This is a genomic window from Lentzea aerocolonigenes (genome assembly GCF_000955955.1).
GTDB lineage: Bacteria > Actinomycetota > Actinomycetes > Mycobacteriales > Pseudonocardiaceae > Lentzea > Lentzea aerocolonigenes_A.
Window position 1 is genome coordinate 1 of the sequence record NZ_JYJG01000531.1, and the last position, 11,906, is coordinate 11,906.

An 11,906-nucleotide genomic window follows, 5' to 3' on the forward strand; every position below is an offset into this window, starting at 1 on the left:
GTGACAGAGGACTGCTCAGCCGTGGCGTGTGCGCTGGTAGAGGCTGCCATCGAATCCGCTGATCCCAAGACCTCGCGGCTGATCACGCTGCGGTTGCGGTTGAGCGGCGACTACCTGGTGGTCGAGCTGGAAGCGGCCCGCTTCACGATGCCGCCCACCTCCCCGGACCTGCGCACCGGCGAGCTGCAGCTCGGCAACGGGGTCAAGCTCATCTGGTGCGAGCTGCCACTGCCGACCGGCGTGAACGCCAACGCGGTGCCGCTGCCCCGGCGAGAGAAGCGCCGTTCGCCCGCGGCCGAGGCGCTGGGCGACGAGCCGGACGTCGATCCCGAGCTCATCCAGCGGATCCTGTTCGGTCTCGGTGGCTCGATGGGCAACGGTCCTGGCAGGTAAACCGCTCTAGTTCGAGTTTCACCCACAAGGGCGCATCCAACTGTGGATGCGCCTTTGCCGTATCCGGGCCCGCACGGGTGTGGACGCTTCACCAATTGAGTTCCGCCACCGAGACCGCCGTTACTCCGTTCGATGCGTGTTACATTCGCGCGCACGCCCAGGAGCATTAGGTTCCTGAATCGCGTTCTTTCGGTACGGGTGGCAATTAACCGACGCCACCGCCGACTCGCCCATTAGTGCGGTAACCGATCGACCACAAAAGGTGACAAATGGTCGACGCACATTGACCTCGGCTGTTGCCACGCAATGTTGCTCTGGTTGGCGGAGGTTCGTTAACACCCTTTCCGATACGGTCTCGTATCACGCCGCCCGACATGTCCTGCACATTCGGAAAGGTGTCCCATGATTAGCACGTTGGCTGCGGCCGCCTTGGCTCTGTCCACCATCGTCATTCCCCCGGTCGCGGATCCGCCCCCGACTGGCCAGATCACCATCAACGTCGTGACGGTCAACGGCTCCGGCTGCCGCCTGGGCTCGGCCGCGGTCGCCGTCTCGCCGGACAACAAGGCTTTCACGGTCACCTACAGCGACTATCTGGCCCAGGTCGGCCCGCAGTCCAAGCCGACGGATTTCCGCAAGAACTGCCAGCTGAACCTCAAGGTCAACGTTCCCGGCGGATTCACCTACGGAATCGCGCAGGCCGACTACAGAGGCTTCGCCGATCTGCAGAAGGGAGCGAAGGGAACGGTGAAGGCGAGCTACTACTTCCAGGGAATGTCGGACACCGACCAGCGCTCGAAGACCTACAACGGCGCGTTGAGCGACAACTGGCAGGTCACGCACAAGACCGACGTCGCCTCGATCGTCTACCACCCGTGCGGCGAGAAGCGGAACTTCAACATCAACACCGAGCTCCGCGTGGACAAGGGCACGTCGGACCCGAAGAAGACCAGCTTCATGGCGATGGACTCGACCGACGGCTCGATCGAGACCATCTACCACTTCGCGTGGAAGAAGTGTCCAAAGCTGTAGCCCTCGACAGCTTGCGGACAGCACTTCCGAGTAACGGGTAAAACAACCGAACAGCAAGGCCGCCGGGCCCCTCGGACTCCTCCAAATGAGACCGAGGGGCCTCCTTGCGTCTCATTTCCGGGCCGACCGGCGCGTTCTTTCTCGGTTACTGGGCGTTTCCCCAGGATCAACCTGGGACAGGCAACGGCAATGTCGCCAGTGTGCCCGGACACAACCGTTGTGTTCACCGAAGTAGGTCAAGTAGCCTTCACCGCAGCGATGTAAACGGTTACACACAAAGCATCATTGCGTTCCTTATTCCGAGTGGACGTGCATCTGAATGAGTATTTCCGCGCCTGCCGGGCAACGCGCGAGGAACATGTCGCTGCTCACCGCGGCCCAGACGCTCTACCAGTGCTGCATCAGCGTGGACCTCACGCTGACCGGAATCGTCGGCCTCTCGCTGGCGCCGTCCCCCGTTCTCGCCACCGTTCCGTTCGCGCTGATCAGCATCGTTTCCTGGCTCACCACCTATCCGGCGTCGGCCTTCATGCGCGGGCACGGCAGGCGGGCAGGATTCCTCCTCGGCTCGCTCGCCGCGGTCATCGGCGGTCTCATCTCGGTGCTCGCCGTGACGCTGCACAGCTACCTGCTGTTCTGCGCCGGCGTGGCGTGCATCGGCGTGTTCCAGGCGCTGGCGGGCTACTACCGCTACACCGCCGCCGACATCTCCCCCGCCGACCAGCGCGCCAAGGCCATCTCCACGGTGCTCAGCGGCGGAATCCTCGCCGCGGTCACCGGCCCGTTCCTCGCGACGGCGGTCTCCGATGCCCTGCCGGTGGTCTTCGCGGGGTCGTACGCGCTGGTCACGGCGTTGGGTCTGGCCTCAACGGCGGTGGTCGCGGGCATGACCGTCGACAGCGCCTCGAACGCCGTCGAGGAGGCAGCTCTGGCCGGTGAGCCGCGCACGTTGCGGGAAATCGCACGGCAGCCGGTGTTCCTGGCCGGTGTCGCGGGGGCGGGCGCGGGCTACTTCACGATGACCCTGGCCATGACCGCCGCCCCCATCGCCGCGTCCGGCTCCGGCCACTCGGTGCACGACGCCGCGTCGGTCATCCAGTGGCACATGGTCGGCATGTACGCGACGGCGTTCGTCTCCGGCCGCCTCACCGCTCGAATCGGTGCGGCACGAACAGTTCTCGTCGGTGTGGTCATCAACGCGGCAGGGGCACTGATCGCGTTGAGCAGCTCGTCGCACATCGCCTTCATGGTCGCGCTGGCGTTGATCGGCATCGGCTGGAACCTGATGTTCGTCTCCGGCACGACCCTGCTCGCCGGCTCGTATCTGCCGCACGAACGCACTGTCACACAGGGCGTCAGCGAGATGTTCACGCTCGGCGCCTCCGCACTCGGTGCCCTCACCGCAGGGCCGCTCCTCTCCGCCACCAGTTGGCCGACGGTCAACGCCTTCCTGCTCGTGCCCCTTGCCATCAGCGCCGTGTTCGCGGCGCTTCACCTGGTTCGGAAGTGAAGGCCATGACGCAAACCCTGAACGCGCTCAATGCCGAACAGCGCCGCAGCCAGATCTCCGGTGGTCACCGGTTGATCTCCCAGGTTCGCAGCAAACCCTTCCAGCTCTACCGCCAACGCGAGTTCGCCTCGAAATCCGTCGCGATCGACGCGAAGTACTGGGTCGACGAGGTCATGCCCGCCCTTGCGCACGCGGTGAGCCGCGCGGCGGCCGCCCGCGTGGACGCTGCCCTGGGCCGCGCCCGCAAGCAGGCCAAGGAGTACGGCGTCGCGAAGCCGGGTGCCGCCGAGCTGGTCGCCGAGGCGTTGTTCGACGGGAAGTGGTTCAAGGCCCGCAAGGAGCACTTCGGCCGCGCGGAGCTGCGCGACCAGGTGCTCGGCATGATCTCGGCGGGCCTCCCGGTCGAGCTCGTGCTGCCGTTGTTCTCCCGCAAGCCTTTCTCTCCCGTGAAGAATCGCGGCCGCGCTCCGGACACCGCCGAGATCCACTCCCTGGCCCGCTGCGCTGCCCTGGCGCACACACTCAACGCGTTGAGCCCCACGGGCGCCGTGTTCCGCGTACTGGCTGACGGCCGCAAGTACAACCGCGCCTGCCGCACGCCCGACAACGTGGTCCTCGACTATCAGGACTCGCTGCGGATGTGGGTGCGCGAGCTGGGTGCGGAGAGCGTGCTGGAGATCTGCGACTACGAGGACTGGGTGCGTTCCGGCATCGCCTCCGCGCACTGGGACCAGCGTGCGTCCCGCTACGCCGAGTGGGTCGTGGACCTGGAGCGCGACTACACGCCGTTCTTCGACGAGACCGACCCGGTGCCGTCGCTGGACGAGATGACCGCTGCCTCCGACGTGGGTTCGCAGCTGGCGTTCACGTTCTGGTCGATCGCCACCTCGACCTGCTACTCGAGGTTCCACGAGGACGTTTCCGCTGGTCCTGACCAGATGATGGATGCTTACGGGCACTACATCACGTCGTTGCGCCGCCCGTTGGGCGAAGTGGCGCCGCGCGCGGACATCGGTTTCGAGGTGGACCACGGCGAACTGCGGCGCGAGGCGTTCTCGGCAGCGTGCCGGTACGTGGCGATCTCGTTGGCGGACAGGGATCTCAACGTCCTGCGCACGGTCACGCCGGACGCGGTGAAGCTGACGATCCACGGCAAGCCGGGTGAGCTGCACTTCGTCACGGCGACCTCGCGCGACGCCAACATGACCGCGCAGCACTGCACCGGCGGTTACGACTTCGAGAACGGCGAGGCCAAGCCGACGTTCCGCTACCTGATCGAACGCGAGGCCGCGGGCGAGGTCCCCGTGCTGGTGTCGGGCGCGCGGCACCGGGTGGCGGCGGACGACCGGTACCGGGCTTTGGCTCGGCTGGAGGAAGGGTTGCAGCCGATCGCCTATGTCACGAGTACTGGGCCGGTGTTGGGGGATTCGCTACACCACCTGTTGGAGAGGGCGGACGTGTGATGGCCATCGATCCGCTGCACCACCGCTGCGAGAGGACCTCGGCATGACCATCGGCACGGCGGAAAAGGTGGTCAGCGAGAGCCGGCTCCTCACGTTGCTCCGCGAGGACTCCCAGTCCTGGATGACCTCCTCGGCCCTGGATCGCCCTGGCGTCACCGTCTCCTGCGATTTCACCCCACCCTGGCGCGACGGCGTGCGCAAGCAGGTCAAACGCTTCACCAAGCGCGCTCGCGGCATGCTCGAAGTGCTGGCGGGAGACGCGCTGTACAGCTCTCTGGGTGATCCGGCCGCGCGGCGGGCCGCTCTGGTGGCCGAACTGTTCCGCGACCACGTCATCAGCCGCAACGCGGGCCGCCTCGACGTCCGCGCGCTCCAGCAGCAGATCCTCGACCGCGCCGGCGAGCCTCTGCGGTTCGAAATCGCTCTGGGCCAACCGAAACGCGACGCGGGCGGCCTCAAAACCGCCGGACCGTACGCGGATCTGGCCGAGCTGTTCGCGGTCGGCAGGCTCGTCGCTCTGATGGAGTCCGTGGCAGAACTGGCCGAACAGTCCGTCTCGCTGGCCGTGCGGTCAGGCGGCGAGCGGTTCGCCGATGCGTTGATCACCGACGCCTGGCCCCGCGAAGCCTACGACGCCCAACGCGAGCAGATCGCGAGCTTCTTGGCGGACAAGGCTTCCGTGACGTTCTCGGACTTCCGCCAGTCCACCCCCGAAGACCCGCGCTGGCCCGGTTTCTACGCCGAGGAGCTGGCCGCGCTGCCGTCCGAGGCGGTCACCAGCCGTCTGCACACGATGGTGATGAACGTCGACTGGGACAACGTCTTCGCGCTCGCTCTCCACGGCGAACCAGTGCACGGCGTGCCGCTGTCGGAGGCACTTTCGTGGTGGCTCAAGGAGGATCCCGCGCGCGTGCGAACCATCACGCGGGCCGGGGTCAGTTCGCTGGTCAACCCGAGGCACCAGGCCGCGTGGCGGGAGATCATCGGCCACGAGACGGCGGTGGAGGACGGTCTCGCGTTCGTCTCCGCAGTCGCGTGGGAGGCGACAAAGCGTTACGTGGCAATCCATGCGGCGGACCGGCGAGTGGCCGCAACCGAGTCGTCGTCGATCCGGCTGACCGTGCACGAGAAGAAGGACAAACCCGCGATGCCCGCGATCCTGACGCTCGGCGGCAAAGGCGGCGGGTTGTTGTCGCACCACGTGCTGGCCGTCGCGGACCGCAAGAAGCCGGTGGAGTTCCTGACGATCGCGGAGATCACGGCGCGAACGGAAGCCGTGCCGGTGAGGTTCGCCGGGCAGGGACCGTTCTCGTGGCTCGACCAGCAGCCGTTGTGCTTCGCGCACGGCACCGAGGAGGAGATCGTGCGTTCCATCGGCAGCGCGGTGGACCCGGAATGATCGACACGGTGGTCTTCGACCTGGACGGGACCGTGGTCGACACGGTCTCCGGCATCACACACGCCGTGAACATCGCCCTGAGAGCACACGGCCTGACTGAAGTGGTCGACGACGAGACGCGGCAGTACGTCGGGCTGGGTGGCAAGGCGCTGGTGCGTGCGGCGGTGGAGAAGGCCGGAGCCCCGGGAGAGCTGGCTCGGGCCGTCCAGGAGGCGTACCTGACCGCGTACGCCGCCGATCCCGGACACCGCGCCCACGTCTATCCGGGGGTGGAGGAACTGCTCAAGCGGCTGAGGGCACGAAATATCCGGCTTGCGTTGTGCACCAACAAGTCCGGTCGCATCACCGGCGGGATGCTCGAGGCGCTGGGACTCGCCGCGGCGTTCGACGCGGTGGTGAGCGGTGACGAACTCCCCTACCGCAAGCCGGATCCGCGTCATCTGCTGGAAGCGGTCCGGCGCGCGGGCGGCACCGCGGCGCTGATGGTGGGGGACAGCATCAGCGACGTGCAGGCCGCCCGCGCGGCGGGCTGTCGTGTCGTTCGGCTACGGAATCGCCGGCCTGGAGCCGGATTCCTGGATCGACAGCTACGACGGCTTCGAGTCAGATGTTCTGGTTCGCGAAGCCCTTGGTGGCGATCTTTGAACACATCGACTGCCACACCGAGGAACTGGTGTGCGGGTCACCGGTCACGCCCAGCGCCGACTTGAGGCCGTTGAAGGCGTTCTGCGTGTTGGTGCCCCAGATGCCGTCGATCACGAGGCCCGAACCGCGGAAGTTGTTGCACACGGCCTGAACGAACTTCGTGTCGGACTCGGAGTCCTTGAGCACGCGCACCGGCATGCCGCCGAAGTCGGAGTGGATGTGGTCGTGGTGGTCGGCGTTGTACCAGCCGTCGAGCACGTACCGGAACCGGCGGCGGCACACGGCCTCCGTGGCGAGGTAGCGCTTGCGGATCGCGGCGTTCGTCGACGCGTGCGCCTGGTCGAGCGGCGAGATGGTGTTGCCGCCGGACCAGCGCACGTGGTCGAGGTCCATGGCGGTGCCGGCGCCGTGCTGGCCGGGCTTGTTGACGTAGAAACCGGCCGAGACGATGTAGCTGATCGAGCCGTAGCTCGACGAGAGCGAGCGCAGGTCCCTGATCCACGCGACGAGCGCGTTGTAGAACGCGTCGGTGCACTGCCAGTTGCGGGCGGTGGTGTTGCCGCGGTTGGAGCGCCAGTAGTAGACGGGCGTGCCGTCGATCTTCTGGAACGTCATCATCGCCAGCGCGCCGGCCTCGGTGGCCATCTCGGCCTCGGTGTGCTGGTCGTGCGTCTGCGGGGCGGCACCGGCCAGCCCCGGAGCGATGGTGGACAGACCGGCGAGACCGGCGACGGCCGCCGCGCCCGTGACGAAGCCGCGCCTGGTGACGTTGTTTTCGAACACCCCAGTACTCCTCTGTGTCCTAGCCGGTGCGGACAGGAGGAAGGGCCTGCCTCACCAACCGGCGCGAGGGAGTCTAGGGATCACGTTCGACCTGGGGAATCCGCCCTGAACTGGGGTTTTCCTTCTTCTTTACCGCACGTCGCCGAGAACTCGGATGAGGTTCTTCTCGGTGTCGTTGCCCAGTTTCTCGAGCGCCAGCTTCGCCACCGGCGCGCCGAGCTTCGCGATGCCGCGGAAGTCGAGGTGAGCGTGGTAGCTGATTTTCGTCGTGCCGGGAGCCGATCCCGCGGTGATCGAGATGTCGTCCGTCGAGGTCGCGGTGTCGTTGGTGCCGACGAACCGCAGGCCGCTGGCGTCGTCGCGGGTCAGCTCGTAGACCAGCTCGGTCTTGCGGCCGAGGAACGTGGAGACGTTGCGCCAGCGCGAACCGACCTCGACCGGTCCGTCGTCCAGCCGGGTGCAGGTGACCGTGCCGGGATCCCACTGCTCGGCCCGCGCGAAGTCGCGCAGGTACTCGGTCACGCCCTCGGGCGTGGACGCCACGGTGAAGGTGCGCTCGACGTCGACGCCGGACACGTGCGGCGAGTTGAACGCTTTCGGCGCGATCCTCAGCCGGTACTGGTCGACGAGGTCCGCCTGCCCCTCGGCCCGGCGCAGCAGGCGGTCGAAGCGTTCCTGGTCTCCCGGCAGCGTGCTCAACGCCCGCCACATCGCGGCCTTGCCCTCGATGCCGATGCGCAGCGTTTCCAGCTCCAGCACGTCGCTCAGCGGCGAGCGGCCGAGCAGCCTTCCGTTGAGCTTGAGCCTGCCCGCCTTCTCGGTGAGCCAGCCGATCGCGGCCTTGTGCGGGCGCGGCTCGACGCCGTACGAGCGCATGACGTCGAGCAGCTCCTCGCGGTCGGCCTCGATGTCGCCGGCCAGCGCGCGCAGCTCGGGGTGCGTCCGGCCGATGCGGCGGGCGAGCTCGGTGCCCGCCATCGCACCGCCCAGGTGGTCGTTGAGGTAGATGCCCAGCAGCTCGGTGTTCATGCTCTGCGGGTACCCACTTTTACGGCCCGGCAGGACCCAGCTGGTAGCCCTGGTTCCACAAAGTCTTGATCACCAGGCCCAGCGGGGCGATCCGTCGTCGCAACCGCATGATGTGCAGGTGCAGGGCGTTGCTGGTGTCGCCGTCCTTCGAGGGCAGGCAGACCAGCAGGTCCTCGCGCGAGGTGAGCGCACGGAACCGTCTGAGCAGCTCGGCCACAAGCGCGCGCTCGGTCGGTGAGAGCACCACGGAACGCGTGCGGAATCGCAGGATGCCGGACATGTCCAGCTCCGGCACGGCGTAACGGGCCGCGCGGGCCCGCAGCATGGCGATGCGCACGGCGAGGTCCTGGTGCGGCACCGGTGCGCGGACCCAGTCCTCGCGCATGTCCGTGAGCACGGGCGCGGGCACGTTCTTCTCCAGCACGAGCAGGCACAACGTCCCGCTGCGCTGGCACGCCTCCCGAGCCGCCGCGTCCACCGGCCACCGCACGACCTCGACGGGCAGTTGGTTCACCAGGTTCGACATTCGTCCACTTCCCAGCCGTCGGCTTTCGTGGACGGTAGAAGCGCCTGCTATTTCCGCTCTATCGCATGCATCGGCTCCAGAATGATCGGCTGCGCGCGGCGGCCGGTGAAGATGTTCAGCGCCCACTGCGACAGCACCGCGAACCGGTTGCGCCAGCCGACCAGGAACGCGATGTGCACGACCGCCCAGGCGGCCTTGCCGAGCAGGCCCTTCAGCCGCAGCTTCTTGATGTCCGCGACGGCGTCACCAGGCGAGATCGTGGCCATCGTGCCGAGGTCGAGGTACTTGAACGGCTTCGTCTCGCGGTTTTCGAGGCGCGCTTTGATCACGCGCGCGACGTGGTGGCCCTCCTGGATCGCGGGTTCGGCGATACCGGGCAGATTGTCCAGGTTCACCATGTCGCCGATCGCGAAGACCTCCGGGGTCACAGAACAGTCTGCGGGATTCACCAGAATCCGGCCCTTGCGGTCGACCTCGGCCCCGGTCGCCTCGGCGAGCTCGCGTGCCAACGGCGAAGCCTGCACACCCGCCGCCCAGATGATCGTCCGCGCCTCGACCCGGTCGCCGGCCTTGGTGGTGAGCCCTGCCTCGTCGATCGACTCGACCATGGCCTCGGTCATCACCGTCACCCCGAGCTGCTCCAGCTTCCTGCGCGCGTGCTCCCGCAGCGGCGCGGAGAACGGCGGCAGCACGTGCGGCACGGCGTCCAGCAGCGTGATCCGGATGTCGCGCGGGTCGATCTCGCGGAACTGCCCCTTCAACGCCCTGCGACGACCGCGAACGACAGCCACTGCTTCGGGTCATCGGCCGCCACCGCCGTCTCGAACGCCCGCAGCAGCTTCGAGCGCAGGGCGACCGCTTGTTCCAGGGTCTTCATCGGCGGCGCCACGCCGGCCCAGTCGTCGTGCCCGAAGTAGCTGTCCCGCGACCCGGCCGCCACCACGAGCGTGTCGTAACTGACCTGCTTGGACGTGCCGTCCGGCAGGTCGACGCTCACTTTCCTGGCCTGCGTGTCGAACCCGGTCACCTCGCCCAGGAGGACCTTCGCGTTGCGCTGCTTGCGCAGGATCGCCCGGAACGCGGGCGCGATGTCGCCCGTAGGCAGCAACGCGGTCGCCACCTGGTAGAGCAACGGCTGGAACAGGTGGTGGTTCGTGCGGTCGATCAGCGTGATCTCGACGTCGGCGCGCTTCAGCCCGCGCACCACGCCCAGCCCGCCGAAACCGCCACCGACGACGACTACCCGGTGCTTACCCATGCTGATCGCATACCCACTCCACCCGCCGGGTATCCGCCGCCATGACCACCACCGCTGACCAGTCGCTCTGGCTTTCCGCGCTCGGGACGCCCCGCCCGCCGCTGACCGGCAGGCACACCTTCGACGTGGCCGTGGTGGGCGGCGGTATCACCGGCCTCACCACCGCACTGTTGCTGAAGCGACGCGGCCTCTCCGTCGTGGTGCTGGAAGCCGATCGCGTGGCGTCCGGCGTCTCCGGCAACAACACCGCCAAGGTCACCGCCCTGCAGTCCACTGTGTACTCGACGATCCGGCGCTCCCACGGCCTCGCCGCCGCGACCGACTACGCCACCGCCTCTGTCTCCGCGGTCGCCCAGGTAGCCGATCTCGTGGAGCTGGAAGGCATCTCCTGCGACCTGCGCCGCGCCCCGGCCGTCACCTACGCCTACACCGAGTCCGAGGTCCAGGCCGTGGACCACGAGCTGATCACCGCCCGCCAGGTGGGCCTCCCGGTCCGCGCAGGCGTCGACGTCGACCTGCCGTTCGAGGTGCACGCCGCGGTCCGCCTCGACGACCAGCTCACCCTGCACCCGGTGAAGTACCTGCTGGGACTGGCCGCCGCGATCGACGGTGACGGCAGCCTGGTGTGCGAACACAGCCGCGTCCTGGACGTGAGCGGCACCCGCGTGTCCACAGCGGACGGCCAGGTCGACGCCTCCCAGATCGTGATCGCCACCCACTACCCCACACTCGACCGCGGCCTCTTCTTCGCCCGCATGGAACTGACCCGCGCCTACTGCATCGCCGCACGCGTCTCCGACGTGCCTTCCTCCCTGGCGATCAGCACCGGCAGCCCGTCGTGGTCGATCGCCGCCCACGACGACAAACTGATCCTCGCGGGCCAGAGCCACCCGACCGGCCAGCCCGTGGTGGAACCGTTCCGCCGCCTCGAGGACTTCGCCCGCAAGCACTGGCAGGTCTCCGAAATCACCCACCGCTGGTCGGCCCAGGACCCGACCTCCTACGACCACCTGCCGATGATCGGCTCCTACACCCCGGGCTCCTCAACTCTGTTCACCGCCACCGGTTACATGAAGTGGGGCCTCACCAGCGGCACCTTCGCCGGTTCGCTCCTGGCCGACCTCATCACCGGCAAGCCGAACGAACTGGCCGACAGGTTCAGCCCGCACCGGATCTCACTGAAGTCGTTGCCGGAACTGGTGAAGAAGAACGCCGAAGTCGCAGTGCAACTCGTGGGCGACCGCGTGCTGCCCGCCGACGCCACGTCGAGCGAGCACCTGCCGCCCGACCAGGCACACGTGATCCGCGACGGCCTGAGCAAGACCGGCGTCTACCGCGACCCCGAAGGCACCCTGCACGCGGTGTCCATGCGCTGTACACACCTGGGCTGCCTGGTGCGGTTCAACGCCGCCGAACGCAGCTGGGACTGCCCGTGCCACGGCTCGCGCTTCGACGTGGACGGCGAAGTCCTGGAAGGCCCGGCCACGAAACCACTGCCCAAGCGCGAAGCCCGCTGACCGCACTCCACCGGACAAGCTTGTCGAGGGGCGGACGGAGGCGGCGACGGGCAAACGACACCCGGTCGGGCACAGCACCCGCCACAGCCTCGCCAGACATGCGCGTTGAGGGGTGGACGGCAGCGAAGCGAACGGGCACGCGGGCTGGCGAGGCCGAGCACTCGCCGAACCGCAGCCAGCCGAACCGTAGCCAGTTGGAGGTTGTCCGCCAGAACCGGAAGCGAGCCACGAGCGCGCGGAAACACGCGCGGCACTCCGCGAGGCCGAAGGCGAGCGGCGATGGCGGAGCCGAGCCGAAGAGAGCACGCGACCGGGGCAAGCGGTGATGACCGGCGGCCGACCGCCTGACGT

The 11,906-nt window shown here is 67.8% G+C and carries 11 protein-coding genes and 1 pseudogene; 7 read left to right on the forward strand and 5 right to left on the reverse strand.

Features of this window, described 5'->3' with window-relative positions:
• From UK23_RS45730 to UK23_RS51050, 6 genes and pseudogenes are all read left to right on the forward strand, one after another.
• Positions 1–393 (forward strand): annotated as a pseudogene (locus UK23_RS45730) (ATP-binding protein); the annotation flags it as partial.
• A gap of 402 nt (positions 394–795) precedes the next feature.
• A complete protein-coding gene (locus UK23_RS45735; protein ID WP_045318121.1) occupies positions 796–1,425 on the forward strand; it encodes a DUF4360 domain-containing protein in 630 nt (209 codons plus the stop codon).
• A 319-nt stretch (positions 1,426–1,744) separates the two neighbouring features.
• The gene (locus UK23_RS45740) at positions 1,745–2,935 is read left to right on the forward strand and encodes an MFS transporter (RefSeq protein ID WP_045318122.1); all 1,191 of its coding nucleotides are present in this window, start codon (positions 1,745–1,747) and stop codon (positions 2,933–2,935) included.
• A 5-nt stretch (positions 2,936–2,940) separates the two neighbouring features.
• Entirely contained in the window at positions 2,941–4,398 is a 1,458-nt protein-coding gene (locus UK23_RS45745; RefSeq protein ID WP_045318123.1) for an L-tyrosine/L-tryptophan isonitrile synthase family protein, read from the forward strand.
• 43 nt (positions 4,399–4,441) lie between these two features.
• The gene (locus UK23_RS45750; RefSeq protein WP_045318124.1) at positions 4,442–5,797 is read left to right on the forward strand and encodes a hypothetical protein; all 1,356 of its coding nucleotides are present in this window, start codon (positions 4,442–4,444) and stop codon (positions 5,795–5,797) included.
• Positions 5,794–6,507, forward strand: a complete 714-nt coding sequence (locus UK23_RS51050) for an HAD-IA family hydrolase (RefSeq protein ID WP_082115508.1) — start codon at positions 5,794–5,796, stop codon at positions 6,505–6,507. The genes UK23_RS45750 and UK23_RS51050 overlap by 4 nt, the downstream gene beginning before the upstream one ends.
• Here UK23_RS51050 and UK23_RS45755 read toward each other — a convergent pair.
• The 5 genes from UK23_RS45755 to UK23_RS54735 all read right to left on the reverse strand — a co-directional run bounded on the left by UK23_RS45755 (position 6,401) and on the right by UK23_RS54735 (position 10,038).
• Positions 6,401–7,225, reverse strand: a complete 825-nt coding sequence (locus UK23_RS45755; RefSeq protein ID WP_045318125.1) for an extensin family protein — start codon at positions 7,223–7,225, stop codon at positions 6,401–6,403. The genes UK23_RS51050 and UK23_RS45755 overlap by 107 nt on opposite strands.
• A 129-nt stretch (positions 7,226–7,354) precedes the next feature.
• Positions 7,355–8,254: an SRPBCC family protein gene (locus UK23_RS54405; protein ID WP_231114987.1), complete on the reverse strand. Its 900-nt coding sequence runs from the start codon at positions 8,252–8,254 to the stop codon at positions 7,355–7,357.
• A 19-nt stretch (positions 8,255–8,273) separates the two neighbouring features.
• Positions 8,274–8,780: a helix-turn-helix domain-containing protein gene (locus UK23_RS45770; RefSeq protein ID WP_082115509.1), complete on the reverse strand. Its 507-nt coding sequence runs from the start codon at positions 8,778–8,780 to the stop codon at positions 8,274–8,276.
• Between the two features lie 47 nt (positions 8,781–8,827).
• Positions 8,828–9,571, reverse strand: a complete 744-nt coding sequence (locus UK23_RS54730; protein ID WP_196778175.1) for an NAD(P)/FAD-dependent oxidoreductase — start codon at positions 9,569–9,571, stop codon at positions 8,828–8,830.
• Positions 9,538–10,038 (reverse strand): NAD(P)/FAD-dependent oxidoreductase, encoded by a 501-nt coding sequence (locus UK23_RS54735; protein WP_196778176.1) that lies wholly within the window; start codon positions 10,036–10,038, stop codon positions 9,538–9,540. The genes UK23_RS54730 and UK23_RS54735 overlap by 34 nt, the downstream gene beginning before the upstream one ends.
• A 41-nt stretch (positions 10,039–10,079) precedes the next feature.
• Here UK23_RS54735 and UK23_RS45780 point away from each other — a divergent pair, with 41 nt between their 5' ends.
• Positions 10,080–11,555: an FAD-dependent oxidoreductase gene (locus UK23_RS45780; protein WP_045318126.1), complete on the forward strand. Its 1,476-nt coding sequence runs from the start codon at positions 10,080–10,082 to the stop codon at positions 11,553–11,555.
• The last annotated feature ends 351 nt before the right edge of the window (positions 11,556–11,906 follow it).